We start from the raw sequence: 13,605 nt of genomic DNA on the forward strand, positions 1-13,605 counted from the left end.
ATGTCACGGTACGACTGGGGTGGGACCCATCCGGGCATCGAGCGGCTGGAGCAGGCGGTGACCGACCGCCGCGACGCGGTGGTCAAGCACCCGCTCTATGCCAACCTGGACACCCATGAGGCGCTGGTCACCTTCATGGAGCACCACGTCTTCGCGGTCTGGGACTTCATGTCCCTGCTGAAGTCGTTGCAGCGGCAGCTCACCTGCGTCACCGTCCCGTGGATCCCCACCGGCCCGACGGGCAGCCGTCGCCTGATCAACGACATCGTGATGGTGGAGGAGAGCGACGAGCTGGGCGAGGGCTTCATCAGCCACTTCGAGCTCTACGTGCGCGGCATGCGGGAGGCGTGCGCCGACACCCGCGCCGTGGACGCGCTGGTCGAGCTGCTGCGGGCCGGCCGCCCGGTGACCGAGGCGCTGGCCGAGGCCAGCGTGCCCGCGCCGTCGGCCCGGTTCGCCGCCACCACCTGGCGAATCATCGAGTCCACCCCGGTGCACTGCCAGGCCGCCGCGTTCGCGTTCGGCCGGGAGGACCTGATCCCCGACATGTTCACCCAGGTCGTCGCCGTCAACGAACGCAGCAACCGGCTGCACACCTTCGTCGACTACCTGGAGCGGCACATCGAGGTCGACGGGGAGCAGCACACCCCGATGGCGATGCAGATGCTCGCCGACCTGTGCGGCGACGACGACGTGAAGTGGCAGGAGTGCGCGGACACCGTCAACACCGCGCTCGCCGCCCGGGCCCGGCTCTGGGACGACATCCTCGCCGCGGTGAAGGAGGGGCGCGACACGTGAGCGCCGCCGACCCGGTCCGGCTCTACCGCACGGTACGGCTGATCCGCCGGTTCGAGGAGCGGGCCGTCGAGCTGGTCCACTCCGGGCACATCGTCGGCGGCATCCACCCGTACCTCGGGCAGGAGGGGATCGCCGCGGGGGTGTGCGCCGCGCTGCGCGCCGAGGACCTGGCCACCGGCACCCATCGCGGGCACGGGCACGTGCTCGCGAAGGGCGCCGACCCGGCCCGGATGATGGCCGAGCTGCTCGGCCGGGAGACCGGGCTGAACCGGGGCCGGGGCGGCTCGATGCACGCCGCCGACCTCTCGGTCGGGGTGCTCGGCGCCAACGCCATCGTCGGCGCGTCCGGCGCGATCCTCACCGGCGCGGTCTGGGCCCGGCGGCGGCGCGGCGACGACGTGGTGGGCGCGACCTTCTTCGGCGACGGGGCGGTCAACGAGGGGATGCTGCTGGAGGCGTTCAACCTGGCCGCGCTCTGGCGGGTGCCGGTCCTCTTCGTCTGCGAGAACAACGGCTACGCCACCACCATGCCGGTCGCCGGCGCGGTGGCCGGCACCATCACCGGCCGCGCCGGGGCGTTCGGCATGCCGGCCGCCGTCGTCGACGGCCAGGACCCGGAGACGGTACGCGACGCCGCGGCCGCCGCCGTCGCGCGGATGCGCGCCGGCGGCGGCCCGGAGCTGGTCGAGGCGCGCACCTACCGCTTCGACGCCCACCACACCTTCGAACACGCGGTACGCCTCGACTACCGCCCGCCGGAGGAGGTGGCGCGGGGGCGCTCCCGCGACCCGGTGGACATCCAGGGCGCCCGGCTGCCCGCCGCCGAGCGGGCGGCCGTCGACGCCGAGGTCGAGTCCACCCTCGACGCGGCCGTCGCGTTCGCCCTGGCCAGCCCCGAGCCGGACCCGGCCGGCGCGCTGGACCACCTGTACGCCAGCGGGCTGACCGCCCGGACGGGAGGTGGCTGATGCCACGGCTGTCCTACCGCAGGGCGCTCACCCGGGCGCTCGCCGACGAACTGGAGCGCGACGGGGACGTGTTCCTGCTCGGCGAGGACATCCGGGTGGCCGCGTCGAACGTCACCGCCGGCCTGCTGAAGCGCTTCGGGCCGGAGCGGGTGCGGGACACCCCGCTGTCGGAGCAGGCGTTCACCAGCTTCGCCACCGGGGCGGCGCTGGCCGGGCTGCGCCCGGTGGTGGAGTTCCAGATCCCGTCGCTGCTCTTCCTGGTCTTCGAGCAGATCGTCAACCACGCGCACAAGTTCCCGCTGATGACCGGGGGGCAGTGCGCCGCCCCGGTCACCTACCTGGTGCCCGGCTCCGGCTCCCGCACCGGCTGGGCGGGGCAGCACTCCGACCATCCGTACTCGCTCTTCGCCCACGTCGGGATCGTCACCGCGGTGCCGGCCACCCCGACCGACGCGTACGGGTTGCTGGTGTCGGCGATCCGGCACGACGACCCGGTGGTGCTCTTCGCGCCGGCCGGTGCGCTGGACGTCCGGGAGGACGTCGACTTCGCCGCCCTGGGCCCGGTGCCACTGGGCCGGGGCGTGGTGCGCCGGGGCGGCGACGACGTGACGGTGGTGGCCGTCGGCCACCTGGTGCACGACGCGCTGGCCGTCGCCGAGGAGTTGGCCGACCAGGTGTCGGTGGAGGTCTTCGACCCGCGCACGCTCTACCCGTTCGACCTCGACGGGCTGGTCGACTCGGTGGCCCGGACGGGGCGGCTGGTGGTGGTCGACGACTCCAACCGGTCCTGCGGCATCGCCGCGGAGATCATCGCCAGCGTGGTGGAGCGGGTCCGGCTGGCCGCGCCGCCCCGGCGGGTCACCCGCCCGGACGGCGCGGTGCTGCCGTTCGCGCCCGCGTTGGACCGGGCCGTGCAACCGGGCCGACCGGCCCTCACCGCCGCCATCCACCACGTAGTGAAGGACGGAACATGATCGACGTCAACTACCCGTGGCCGGCGGCCGGCCGGGCGTGGACCGACCTGCCGGAGGCCGCCCGCCGGGCGATGGTGCAGGCCGGCGCCCAGGAGTGGGAGCGGGTCTTCCACGGCCGGGCGACGTACAACAAGCAGTGGCGGCTGGCCCGGCCGACGGTGATGACCGCCGACTCGTTCCGCGAGCTCAACGAGGTCTGCGACCGGATCGCCCAGCTCGTCCTGGACGCCTGCCGGCGGCGTGCCCGCACCGCGGGCGAGCTGCGCGCGCTGCTCGGCGTGCCGCTGGGGGAGACCCGCCTGCTCGACGAGGACGAACCGCTGACCGAGGCGCTGCTGGCCGCGTACCGGCCGGACGTGCTGCTCTCCGGCGGGGAGCCGCGGATCGTCGAGTACAACATCGACAGCAGCCTGGGCGGTGGCTTCGACGCTGACACGGTGATTCAACGTTTCGCCCAGCTCTACACCGAGCGCGGCCTGCTCGACGGCGTGCCGGCCCGGCCGGCTCCGTCCCTGCTCGACCAGCGGTTCGTGGCGATCCGCGACGAGCTGGGCCTGGCCGAGGGGGCCCGGGTGGCGCTGCTGATGGACTTCGACGCCGACTACCCGGGACTGGACGACCCGGAGACGTTCATCCGCATCCTCTCGCCGCTCGCCGACCGGGCCCGGCACTTCGGCATCGACCTGGTCATCGCCCCGGTCGCCACCGCCACCCTGGACGCCGACCGGCGGCTGGTGGTGGGCGGCGCGCCGGTGGACGCGCTGTTCCGGCTCTTCGTGCCCAACCGGGTCACCCCGAGCGCCGGCCTGGAGGCGGTGGCGAACGCGCTCGCCGCCGGCACCCTGCCGATGTTCGTCAGCACCGCCGCCTGGCTGCTCGGCAACAAGGTCAACTTCGCCTGGCTCTACGAGGACCTCGACCTGCTGCCCGCCGACGACCGGGCCCTGGTCCGCCGGTACGTGCCGCACACCGTGGTGCTCACCGAGGCCGAGCTGGACCGGGCGCTGGCCGGGCAGGCGGAGCTGGTCGCCAAGCCCGCCGACGGCTCCGCCGGCCACGACGTGCTGATCGGCCCGGAGCTGAGCGCGGCGGCCTGGGCCGACGGGGTGCGCGCCGCCGTGGCGCGGGGCGGCAACATCCTCCAGCGGTACATGCCGGCCGACCGGGTGGCGATGGACTTCGTGCAGATCGAGACCGGGGAGGTCGTCACCGCCGAGGTGCCGTACAGCATCGCCCCGTACCTGTTCGGCCGCACCGGCTCCGGCGCGCTCGCCCGGGTCGGCTACCCCGGCTGCGAGGGGGTGCTCAACCTCGCCCGCGGCGTCCTGATGACCGGCATGCTGCTCACCGACTGACCCCGGCCGACGATCGTCTGTCGGTTTCCGACGCCCGTCCCCGCGTGTCGCGTCGGAAAACGACAGACGATCACGGTCGGGCGGCGAGGTGGGCGCCGAGGCGGCGTACCGTCTCCGCCGCCGCGATGGCGTCGCTGCGGGCGCTGCCGTGCCGGCCGTCGCTGCTGTACAGCGACGCCTCCGCACCGGCCGGGTGGTCGGTCAGGTGCACGTGCACCGTCCCCAGCCGCGCGGCGAGCGCCCCGGTGTGCGCGGAAAGACGCCGCATCCGCGCACGCAGTCCGGGCCGGACCTGCGCCGGGACGGCCGGGCTGTGCGAGACGTCGAACATGCCGACGGTGACCACGTCCGCCTCGGCCGCCCGCAGCGCGGCGACCATCGCGGTCAGCTCGGCGTCCACCGCGTCCGGGTCGAACGAGGAGCGGAACGCGTCGTTGCCGCCGCAGACCACCAGCGCCACGTCCGGGTCGAAGGCCAGCGCCGCGTCCAGTTGCGCCGCGCGCACCTCGTGCGCCCGCAGCCCCCGCCGGCCCAGGTTGAGGTACGCCAGCCCGGGGCGGGCCGCGCGCAGCTCGGCGGCGATCCGGTCCGCCCACTGCACCGGCGGGTACCCGTCGACCGGCTCGCACATCCCCTCGGCGACGCTGTCGCCCAGCACCACGAACCGGCGCCACGGATGCCCGGCCAGCAGCTCCGCACTCTCGCCCTCGCGCAGGCAGTACGGGTCGGTCGCTTCGGTGAGCGTCGATGACATGGCGGGCAGGCTAACCGACCCGGGCGGCGGGCGTCGAGATCCCGTCGGGAGCCCGACCGCGAGCCGGCGGTGGCCCTGATTCCACCAGCGTCGATCGATCTCGGTGCGTTACGCGGCCACGTCCGGTCCGACCTCGGGTGAACAACCGCGCCGACGGTCTGGATCCGCCCGGGGTGCCGCGACAAACATGGGCGCTGATCGATCGGCCGACCCGGCCGTCCAGCCCTCCCCGGGAGGAACGCGTGAGACTCACTCGACGTGGTGTGCTGTCCGCCGTCACCGTCGCCCTGCTCACCGGCGCCGTCGCCGCGGCACCCGCGCACGCCGCCCCCGCACCCCTGTCCGCCGAACGGGCCGCCACCCTCGCCGCCTCGCTCGGCGCCGAGCGCACCGCCGGCTCCTACCTCGACGCCTCCGGGCGTACCGTCGTCGCCGTGACCGACGCGCGGGCCGCCGCCGCGGTCCGCGTCGCCGGCGGGCAGGCCCGCCTGGTCACCCGCAGCACCGCCGCGCTGGAGCGCGCGCAGTCCCGGGTGGACCTCGGCGTCACCGGCACCGCGACGTACCTCGACCCGGTGACCAACCAGGTCGTCGTCGGGGTGGACAGCACGGTCGGCGCCGCCGACCGGGCCCGCATCCGGGACGCCGTGGCCGCCTCCGGCGGCAGCGCCCGCACCACCGACCTGGCCGGCAAGTTGAGCATGCGGACCTCCGGCGGCGACGCCATCTACGGCGGCGGCTACCGCTGCTCCCTCGGCTTCAACGTGCGCAGCGGCAGCACCTACTACTTCCTCACCGCCGGGCACTGCACCAACCTGGCCAGCGCCTGGTACGCCAACTCGACGCTGAGCACCAAGCTCGGCGACCGGACCGGCAGCAGCTTCCCCGGCAACGACTACGGCATCGTCCGCTACACCAACACCTCGGTCGCCATCAACGGCTCCGTCGGCTCGCAGGACATCACCGCCGCCGGTGACGCGTACGTCGGCCAGGCCGTGACCCGCAGCGGCAGCACCACCGGCACCCGCACCGGCACGGTGACCGGCCTCAACGCCACCGTCCGGTACGCCGAGGGCACCGTACGCGGCATGATCGCCACCAACGTCTGCGCCGAGGGCGGCGACAGCGGCGGCCCGCTCTACGCCGGCAGCACCGCGCTCGGCCTGACCTCCGGCGGCAGCGGCAACTGCCGTACCGGTGGGCAGACCTTCTTCCAGCCGGTCAAGGAGGCCCTGAGCAAGTACGGCGTCGCCGTCTTCTGACCGACGGATCGGGCGGCTCCTTCGGCGCGTACCGGAGGAGCCGCCGCCACGTCCGGCCCGCGTAACCCTCGCGGTGGAGGTGTTCCTGCCCGCGCAGCCCGAGCTGGCCGCGGTGTCGTCGACCGCGGTACGCACGTTGCCGCTCCGCGGCGACCAGGCTCACCGCGGCTGAAGCAACCCGCGTTCGACCATGTGGGCGCGCAGCGTCTCGGCGTCCTCGGCGGACATCAATCGGCGCGGGATCACGGTCGCCGGCATCCGGCCGACGTACAGGACCCAGAACTCAGGGGTGTCCCTCACCTCGGTGACCCCGTCCCAGGCGATGCCACCGGATTCCGATCCGCTGCGCATCATGATGTTGTCGTCGGTGATGTCGTAGCCGCCCTCGACGGCGTAGCGACTGGAGCGGCGCCGGGCGCGCCACCGCACCGACGGTGCGTAGAGCATCGAGAGCAGACCACTCACGATCAGCGCGATGCACAGCGGCGTGATCCGGTCGCCCCACCCGAATCCTTGCGACGCGACGACACCGATCGCCCCGACCGCCGTCAGCACCGCGCCGATGTAGCCGTACCTGCGCAGCCGGACACTGCTGAGGGCGGCGGCCACACGGCCCGGGTAGGCGGGATCGGCGGGGACGTCGAAACGGATGTGCACGTCAGCACGATAGTGCCCGCACCCGCCTGCGGGCAGCGCGTCGTTCGCTGCCTGCGGGCCGGGTCGTCGGGGTTCCGCCGGATGTCGACGGCGGACGCGGCGCTGCGGTCAGGGAACGCCGGCCACCGGAGACACCCGCGCTGATGGATGCACCCGGGCTTTCACCTTCGTCGCCGGTACCGGGCCGGCCCTGAACTCCGTTCGCGCTCGGTCAGGAGCGACCGCGTGCGGACCGCCGCGTGATGCAGTCCGGGGCACGGCCACCGTGCCGCTCGCCCCAGCTCGGGCCCACGGCGGCGGCTGATGGCAGGACCGACGAGAAGTCTCCGGGTGCTCGGCGGTGCGGCGGAGAGCCGCTCGATGCGGGTGACCAGGAGCCCGACGTCGAGGAGGGTGCCGTGGGCGCTGGCGCGGAACTTCCCGTCGCCGGCATTGGCGGAGCCGGAATGGCGGTGGACGCAGCGGTTCGGGAGCTGGGGAAGTCGCGTGGGCCGGGCGGCCCAGGACAGCACGATTTGAGGATGCGCAGACATGATCTCCTCCTGAGGCCTGACGGGAGGCATGGGTGAAGAGCCGACGGCGACGTCAGCGACCGATGCGCGGGGAAGGTGTCAGGTCTACAGAGCAGGCGGCGTCACGCGGGGGGAGTCCTCTCGTGAACGGTGCGGAGAAGATGATGCAGCACAAGGTAGGGCGCGACAGGCTCGCCAGGCCACCCATTTCGTCCCGGTGCCGGGCGGCCTCCCGCGAGGGCGCGAGGACTCAGCGGGCGGGCACCGGCTCGGATGACGGCCGCCACTCCCGCCTGATCAGCCCGTAGACCCACGAGTCCGAGACCTCGCCGTTCACGACGCAGTCTTCCCGCAACGTCCCCTCACGCACGAACCCGCCGCTCCGTCACCGGCCGTGACGCAGCTCTGCGGCAGATCCGGGCGTCGCGCGTTCAGCCGATGCGCTCGGCCAGCGAGACGATGATCCCTTCGGGCCCCCGGACGTAGGCCATTCGCCAGGCACCCTCGTACTCGCCGATGCCACCGACCAGTCCGTAGCCCTCGCTCGCGGACAAATGACATGGGCCGTGCTCCTGTCGTCGTACGTCACTCATATCCCATGGCCGGGATGACATCGCCGAGTGCTGCTCTGATGAACTTGCGGGTCTCGTCGTCGAATTGGTCGTCACGGCTGCTCAGTTTGTGCGACTGAAACGTGGAAGGGGTGGCGAAGTCGTCGACGTCGAGCCGTTCGAAGAGGGCGCGGCGCTGCCCGGGCCAGTCGGCTGCGAGATCTTCCGCCTTCACCTCGATGAATCGCCTGCCCGTCAGGTCGGCCGTGTTCTTCCAGGTGAGCCATCGGTGGTACACCGGCTTGAGGTAGGCGAGCGCGCCGTCGACGGTGGCTGGTGCCCATGGCTGGGCCAGGTGGGATGCGAGCACTGCGACCGGGTGGCGCTTGATGTGCACGATGGTCGCTTCGGGGACCAGTTCCCAGAGGAAGTCCATGCGCAGCAGGTTGAACGGTGTCTTCTCGCACCAGGTCGGCTTGCCCGCGTCGGCGGCCGCTCCGCCGAACATGGTGTCGATCAGGCCCCGCAGGATTCCGAGCAGGTCGCCCCGGTCGCTGAAATACCTGGGAAGCACCCGGCGCAGGCTCGACGGTGCGAACGGCCCGGCCGGCCGGTCGGCGTTCGCGAAGCCTTCCGCGGGTGCAGGCTCGTCGAACGTGTACGCGATCAACTGCGGCCAGAGTTGTTGCACCGCGTCCCGGTAGCGCCGCTCACCGATCAGCTCGGGAACGGTCTTGCCGCGATCGTCGCGCCGGCCGGGCACTCGTACGGTGAGGAAGTCGCTCAACCGGTGCAGGGCGTCCTCACCGACGGTGGGGTCGTACCGATCGGTGAGCGCGTCGGCCAGGTCCCGCAGGCCACCCGGGTCGATGAGGAACTTGGTCTCCATGGGAATCCGGTGGATCAGCGGATGTTCGCCGATGATGTCGGCGATCCGTGACGTACCCGAACGACCCGTACCCGCAACGAAGACCGGTGAGGGGGAAGGCATGGGGAGCAGTCGAAAGCTCAACCCGACGCCTGTGCAAGCCATTTATCCCCTTCACTCGCCGCTGCGGGCCGGACCCGCATCCGCGCGCCGAGTGCGTACCGGATGGCCGCCTCCGCTCTCCGGCCGCATCGCAAAGTGCAGAAGCCTCACATCCGGCCGAGGTGGGCGGACGCCGGTCCAGGCTGCGCTTCCCGTGGCGTACCGGCGGGATGGCTGCGCCCGGCGCTAACCTCGCCGTGGGGGTGAGGCCGGGTGGTGCAGGTGGCGGTCTGCGGCCCGGCGTCCGCGACGCCGGCCGAGCTGGCCCACGCCCGCCGGGTGGGGGAGCTGCTCGCCGCGCGCGGCGCGACCGTCCTCTGCGGAGGTGGCGGCGGGGTGATGGCCGCGGTCGCCGCCGGCGCCCGCGCCCACCACGGCCTGGTCATCGCGGTACGCCCCGACGACGGCACCGCCCCCGGCCCGGTCGCCGACGCCTCGGTGACGCTGCTGACCAACCTGGGCCAGGCCCGCAACGTCGTGCTGGTGTGGAGCGCCGACGCGGTGATCGCGGTCGGCGGCTCCTGGGGCACCCTCAGCGAGGTGGCGCTGGCGATGCGCCGCGGTCAGGTGCCGGTGGTGGTGCTCGGTGGCTGGCGCGTGGTCGACGCCACCGGCGAGCCGGTGCCCGGTCCGCGCCACGTCGACACGCCGGAGGAGGCGGTGCGGGTGGCCCTGGCGGACCGGCCGGTGCGCGGGGGCGGCACCGGCGGCCGGCGGGCGTAGCATCCCGCCGTGATCTTCTTCGAGGAGACCGACGCGCCGGCCGAGGAGCCACCGCCCGGACCCGCCTGGCGGTACGCGGCCACGAACGCGGGCGCTCTCGGGGCGATGGTCGCCGTGACGGTCGCCGGCATCGTGCTGCTCGGCCTTGCGCTGGTCTACCACCGGGTCATCCTGTTCTGGCTGCTCGCCGCGGCGCACTCGGCGTCGGAGCTGTGGTGAGCCGACGGGCGACCGCTGGTGTGGCGCTGTCGGGCCGGGCGTCCGGGGGCAGGCTCACCAGCGAGGGGCCGCGGTAGGACCGTTGCGTCGAGACGATGATGGCGTGCGAGACACGGGGCGTTGGGCGGCCACGACCGCAGGCGCGAGGGTGGAGTTCCTGCCGGGCGCCGGTGGCGACCCCGCAACGGTGGAGAACATCGATGCCCGCATCTACCGCAGGGACGGCGTGGGCTACTACGCGACCTTCATGACGACCGACGAGATCGCCCGCGTCCTGAGGCGTTGGACCGGCTCGGGGGAGTGCGGGGGCGGACGATATTTCTGGTGCTCCGACCTGGTCATCGTCCCGTCGCCCGGGGTGCGGACGATGGTCGCGGCTGTCGGCGAGCTGATCCGATCCGGCGACATCGACGCCGTGCTCAGCAAGGTGCAGGAGACTGCGAGCGAGCCCGGCTGACCCGGCGTTCCGGGCAGATCACGACAGCCGAGAACCATCCTCCACAGCGAGGGTGCAGCAGGACGAACTTCTCGGCCAGTTGGCTGGCGTCAGACATCGATGCGAAGCCAGTGGTCACCGGCGCGAAGCCAGAGCATGCCGTCGCGGCCCTGTCCGCAGCGCAGGACCACCCGGCCGGGTACGCGCATCTTGCCTCGGTTGGTCACACTCCACCCGGCGTCGACCAACTCGGCGCGGACCACTTCGACTGATCGCTGATTGTGGTCGCGTATGGTCAGGACCGCGCGGTTGCCCCGTACGGCGAATCCGTCCGGTTGAGTTACAGGGCTGGGCCAGCTGGTCACCTCACCCGTGGACGGGGTGATCCGCGTCAGGAACGTGCCGCCGCGGCTGGTACCGGAATACCAGACCAGCCATACCTGCTCGCCCTCCGTCGCAGCGGCGCAGCCGCCCAACGGCCACTCAGGGAGACGGCCTTCCGGGGTCCATGTCACCTGACCGTCCGTACTCCAGCCAGTCAGTCCGGCTTGGGACGCCGGGTGACTCCCGTAGATCCCTTCGTCACCGTAGGCCGTCCAGATCGACCCACCGGGATCGGTCACCAGGACTGGAATGTCGTCGCCGATGCAGAAGGCGTTCTGATGCTCGCCCTCCAGGGAGCACACCAGGGCGTTCGGTCTCCACGAGCCGGCGTCCTCCCCCCTGCCTGCGCGTCCGCTTGCCACCAGGAGTCGTGAATCAGGAAGAAGAGCGATGTGAGCGGGTGATAGCGGTATGTCCTTGATCGTCTGGCGGCGAGTTCGGCCGTCAGCTCGACGGACCACCAGTACGCCGTCGAAGGGGACCTCCGGGCTCCGTCCCACCCAGCCCTTGACGTAGCGGCTCTTACGTAGGTGACGTCGATGGACGAACAGGACGGCAAGATCGCCTGTCGGGCCGACTGTCCACCACAGAGGGCGTCGCCCTGCCCAGATATCCGCGGTCGACGGCCGCCATACCCGTTGAGCCTCGATGGCCGCTGACACAGCACCCCCGTTGTCTGGCAGCACGCAGCTTAGGTGCGAGCAGTGCATTGATGCCGCGACTTCCGTCGGCCGAGCGTGGCACCGGAAGCCACCGACTGTACCCGGACTGATCTTGAAGGCGGCGAAATCCGGCCGCAACGAGCCGACGCAGGGCGGATGACCGGGATGACCCTCGACCCCAACAGCACGCCGAAAGTTCACACCGAAGAGGTCACCTCTGACGTGTCCCGGGTGGTCGATCCAGGGACGCCAGCCCTGGGTCACACAGGGGGCGTGCGAAGGTCTCTGGGTGTGGTTGGTCGATCGCGCTTTCCGCTGCTTTGACGCGGGAACGCACCAAGGACGGTGTCACAACGTGGCGCGCCCGGCCGTTTGATGCGGGTGTCGCCAGGAAATCCATGGCGGTGCGCCGATGGGGTCGACATCATCGCCTCACTCGATGCCGAACTGCCACCGGACCCAGCAGGCAAGGTGGGTGAGGGCGGCCGAGACGGGGTCGGTCATCGTGCCGCCTAGCTCTACCGCCAAGACGGCGATGTCAAGTTCACCCTGCACGGCTACAACTTCATCGACGATACGTACCTGGAAACGATCTTCATCAGCGCGGACACGGCCGACCTCAGTTGGGCCTTCGACGCTTGGCGTTCGGTGGCTCGATCCGCCGGTCAGCGATCAACGGGTTAGGGGATCAGCATCTCTTGTCGATGCGCTGCCGTGCCCGACCTGTGCCCGGTTGAATTTGTTCGAGGATTTTCCATCGCTATCACCTGACCTCGTGCGGGTGAGCGGTGGTTAGCGGAGATAGAGGCGGTAGCCCTGGGCGCTGGGCTGAAGGCCACGTGAGGCGTAGAACGCGTGGGCATCGGCGCGGTCAGCGCGGGAAAGCAGCTGCACTTGTAGCAGCCGGTGTCGCGAGCCAGCTGGGTCAGCGCGTCGAACAGTCGGCTGGCCACCCCCTGCCGACGGGCGCCGCCGGCGACCACAACGTTCTCCACGAGCATGTGCGGTCGGCCGCCGCGGGTCAGATTCGGCACCACGAGGCAATCCACCGTGCCGACCGGCACGCCGTCGCGGGAGGCGATCAGCGCAGCGCGTCCCGCCTGACTGACGATCTCCCGCCAGATCCGGACCGCTTGTTCGGCGGGCAGCACCGGATCGCTCGGATTCAGGTCGGCGTACAACGCTGCCAACGCCATCACGTCGTCCTCGGCGGCGCGGCGCACGGTGATCGTCACGGCCACGACCCTACGGCGGTCGCGCACACCAATACACCCGCTGCCGCGTCAGAACGTACGGATACGCACATGGTCCGCGGGTGTCATGCGCCTGCCATCGTGTCCGACGAAGGTGCACGCTCGTGCCGTCGGCAAGGCGTGGTCCACGGTCGCAGTTCCCGTGGCCGATGGCTGCTCCGCGCATCAGTCGACGGAGGGCAGGCCGACTGCCGGCGATGCCTGGTCTCGCATCATGTTTGACGGATCGGCGTCGGAGGATCCTTGACACCAGGTCATGATCGATTGGGCGGTGCTGACCAGGTGTCTGTTTGATGGTAAGTCTGGTCAGGTCGTTGCGATGGTGCCTACGGTGCTTCGGTGCATGACTCTTCTGTGTCGGACGGCTTGGCAGAGTTGACCGGCGTGCAGATGCTGTGGTTCAGCGACTACTACGACGGGCCATTGGATGGTCTGGCACTGTACGACGGCCGGGAGTACTGGTTCATCGCCGTTACCGATGAGCGCGGCAATCCCGATGATCAGCGATGGCGCCGCTACGTGCTTCATGCGATCTCTGACGAGCAGGTTCAGGCAGAGTGGGTGGAGCACCGTGAGTTTGTGGCTGTGGTGGGTGGGCCGGGGTGCATGCACAAGCCTGCTTGCGCCCGCGGCCCTGGTAATGCCGACGCGGCGGCTGGCTGGTACCGCAACCATCCATGGGACATGCGGCCCGATCATGCCGGTGCGCCAGCGATCGGGTGGTTCCGCGGGTAGGACGTTGGCGTGGCTGGCGCGACGAGCATCTCTTCCTATGCCAGAGATGCTGGGCTGGTAGTAGAGGCATGGTGCCGTGCCCGAGGGCCGGCCAGCCCGGGTGACCAACTGAGTGACGACGGGTGCAATCGGCAAGGAACGAACCACGCATGTCGGTGGACGGTGACCGCTGCCAAGAGTGCCTGCCGCCCCAGGTCGGCGAGCCGTGTTGGTTGCCTGGGGGTCAAGGAGCCCATGGCTTTGCGGGCGCCCGGGGGCATGCAGCGAGACATCAGCGGCAGAACGCGCCAGCCGGGAGTTGACATGCCTGCTCGGGTCCCCTGGGATAGGAG

15 protein-coding genes are annotated in these 13,605 nt (G+C 71.3%); 9 read left to right on the forward strand and 6 right to left on the reverse strand.

Translation table 11 applies throughout. The annotated features are described in order from the left end of the window. From AC5L3Z_RS16390 to AC5L3Z_RS16405, 4 genes are read left to right on the forward strand one after another with little or no spacing between them, the layout of a single operon-like run. Entirely contained in the window at positions 1–798 is a 798-nt protein-coding gene (locus tag AC5L3Z_RS16390) for a DUF3050 domain-containing protein (RefSeq protein WP_494842922.1), read from the forward strand. Next, entirely contained in the window at positions 795–1,766 is a 972-nt protein-coding gene (locus tag AC5L3Z_RS16395; RefSeq protein WP_494842923.1) for a thiamine pyrophosphate-dependent dehydrogenase E1 component subunit alpha, read from the forward strand. The genes AC5L3Z_RS16390 and AC5L3Z_RS16395 overlap by 4 nt, the downstream gene beginning before the upstream one ends. Next, positions 1,766–2,740 carry an alpha-ketoacid dehydrogenase subunit beta gene (locus tag AC5L3Z_RS16400; protein WP_494842924.1) on the forward strand — a complete coding sequence of 325 codons (975 nt, stop codon included), beginning with the start codon at positions 1,766–1,768 and terminating at the stop codon, positions 2,738–2,740. The genes AC5L3Z_RS16395 and AC5L3Z_RS16400 overlap by 1 nt, the downstream gene beginning before the upstream one ends. After that, complete coding sequence (locus tag AC5L3Z_RS16405) at positions 2,737–4,095, forward strand: ATP-grasp domain-containing protein (protein WP_494842926.1); 1,359 nt, start codon at positions 2,737–2,739, stop codon at positions 4,093–4,095. The genes AC5L3Z_RS16400 and AC5L3Z_RS16405 overlap by 4 nt, the downstream gene beginning before the upstream one ends. A gap of 70 nt (positions 4,096–4,165) precedes the next feature. Here the strand turns inward: AC5L3Z_RS16405 and AC5L3Z_RS16410 are convergent, their stop codons facing one another. Beyond that, positions 4,166–4,849, reverse strand: coding sequence for an SGNH/GDSL hydrolase family protein (locus AC5L3Z_RS16410; RefSeq protein ID WP_494842927.1), 684 nt, complete (start codon positions 4,847–4,849; stop codon positions 4,166–4,168). 242 nt (positions 4,850–5,091) lie between these two features. Here AC5L3Z_RS16410 and AC5L3Z_RS16415 point away from each other — a divergent pair, with 242 nt between their 5' ends. Next, entirely contained in the window at positions 5,092–6,111 is a 1,020-nt protein-coding gene (locus AC5L3Z_RS16415; protein WP_494842928.1) for a S1 family peptidase, read from the forward strand. Positions 6,112–6,270: 159 nt separating this feature from the next. On the opposite strand, the gene AC5L3Z_RS16420 is transcribed toward AC5L3Z_RS16415, so the two are convergent. The 3 genes from AC5L3Z_RS16420 to AC5L3Z_RS16430 form a co-directional block, all read right to left on the reverse strand. Then, positions 6,271–6,768: a YcxB family protein gene (locus AC5L3Z_RS16420; protein ID WP_494842929.1), complete on the reverse strand. Its 498-nt coding sequence runs from the start codon at positions 6,766–6,768 to the stop codon at positions 6,271–6,273. A gap of 943 nt (positions 6,769–7,711) precedes the next feature. Beyond that, entirely contained in the window at positions 7,712–7,834 is a 123-nt protein-coding gene (locus AC5L3Z_RS16425; RefSeq protein ID WP_494842931.1) for a hypothetical protein, read from the reverse strand. Between the two features lie 31 nt (positions 7,835–7,865). Beyond that, entirely contained in the window at positions 7,866–8,720 is an 855-nt protein-coding gene (locus AC5L3Z_RS16430; RefSeq protein WP_494842933.1) for a sulfotransferase family protein, read from the reverse strand. Positions 8,721–9,074: 354 nt separating this feature from the next. On the opposite strand from AC5L3Z_RS16430, the gene AC5L3Z_RS16435 reads away from it, so the two are divergent. The 3 genes from AC5L3Z_RS16435 (at position 9,075) to AC5L3Z_RS16445 (ending at position 10,260) form a co-directional block, all read left to right on the forward strand. Then, a complete protein-coding gene (locus tag AC5L3Z_RS16435) occupies positions 9,075–9,584 on the forward strand; it encodes an SLOG cluster 4 domain-containing protein (RefSeq protein ID WP_494842935.1) in 510 nt (169 codons plus the stop codon). 9 nt (positions 9,585–9,593) lie between these two features. Continuing rightward, positions 9,594–9,803, forward strand: coding sequence for a hypothetical protein (locus AC5L3Z_RS16440; RefSeq protein WP_494842937.1), 210 nt, complete (start codon positions 9,594–9,596; stop codon positions 9,801–9,803). Positions 9,804–9,951: 148 nt separating this feature from the next. After that, the gene (locus AC5L3Z_RS16445; RefSeq protein ID WP_494842939.1) at positions 9,952–10,260 is read left to right on the forward strand and encodes a hypothetical protein; all 309 of its coding nucleotides are present in this window, start codon (positions 9,952–9,954) and stop codon (positions 10,258–10,260) included. Positions 10,261–10,349: 89 nt separating this feature from the next. Here the strand turns inward: AC5L3Z_RS16445 and AC5L3Z_RS16450 are convergent, their stop codons facing one another. Next, the gene (locus AC5L3Z_RS16450) at positions 10,350–10,925 is read right to left on the reverse strand and encodes a hypothetical protein (RefSeq protein WP_494842941.1); all 576 of its coding nucleotides are present in this window, start codon (positions 10,923–10,925) and stop codon (positions 10,350–10,352) included. 1,040 nt (positions 10,926–11,965) lie between these two features. Then, entirely contained in the window at positions 11,966–12,520 is a 555-nt protein-coding gene (locus tag AC5L3Z_RS16455) for a GNAT family N-acetyltransferase (RefSeq protein WP_494842943.1), read from the reverse strand. A 357-nt stretch (positions 12,521–12,877) separates the two neighbouring features. Here AC5L3Z_RS16455 and AC5L3Z_RS16460 point away from each other — a divergent pair, with 357 nt between their 5' ends. Then, a complete protein-coding gene (locus AC5L3Z_RS16460; protein WP_494842945.1) occupies positions 12,878–13,273 on the forward strand; it encodes a hypothetical protein in 396 nt (131 codons plus the stop codon). Positions 13,274–13,605: the final 332 nt, after the last annotated feature.

The organism is Micromonospora sp. LZ37 (genome assembly GCF_059359015.1).

What these genes read in the sequence shown, in the direction of transcription:
- AC5L3Z_RS16400 (WP_494842924.1), top strand. Translation starts at nt 1,766, where the DNA reads ATGCCACGGCTGTCCTACCGCAGGGCGCTCACCCGGGCGCTCGCCGAC.
- AC5L3Z_RS16405 (WP_494842926.1), top strand. Translation starts at nt 2,737, where the DNA reads ATGATCGACGTCAACTACCCGTGGCCGGCGGCCGGCCGGGCGTGGACC.
- AC5L3Z_RS16430 (WP_494842933.1), bottom strand. Translation starts at nt 8,720, where the DNA reads ATGGAGACCAAGTTCCTCATCGACCCGGGTGGCCTGCGGGACCTGGCC.
- AC5L3Z_RS16390 (WP_494842922.1), top strand. Translation starts at nt 1, where the DNA reads ATGTCACGGTACGACTGGGGTGGGACCCATCCGGGCATCGAGCGGCTG.
- AC5L3Z_RS16410 (WP_494842927.1), bottom strand. Translation starts at nt 4,849, where the DNA reads ATGTCATCGACGCTCACCGAAGCGACCGACCCGTACTGCCTGCGCGAG.